The 357-nt window shown below is 47.6% G+C and carries 1 pseudogene; it reads right to left on the reverse strand.

The features are described from left to right. Positions 1-357, reverse strand: a pseudogene (locus tag WA407_RS26375) (IS5/IS1182 family transposase); the annotation flags it as partial.

Consider the following 357-nt stretch of genomic DNA (forward strand, 5'->3'; position numbering starts at 1 on the left):
GGCTTGCCATCACGGATCATATAGCCGCTGTCTGGGTCGGTTTTGCTCACTTTAATTTCTTTTTCTTCGTTCACTTCCTCTCGGGATTTTAAGGCTTTTTTCCGTGGCTTTTCCGGTCCTCCTTCACTGCTTCGTTAAGCTCGTCCATATAGTCTTTGGTATTCTGCAACACTTGTTCTTTGGTGTACTGGTGCCTGTTAGCATTGGCTTTGACGTGTCTGGAATCGGTGACGAGAACACGCCCACCCACCATTCGGTGAGAGATCGCCTGCAGCACAATTTCATCGAAGATATCTTGAAAGATCGTGGTGTCTTTAAAGCGAGTGCGACGATTCCAGCTAATCGTCGTATGGTCTG

This window comes from Paenibacillus sp. 203 (assembly GCF_037027525.1).
Lineage (GTDB): Bacteria > Bacillota > Bacilli > Paenibacillales > Paenibacillaceae > Paenibacillus > Paenibacillus polymyxa_B.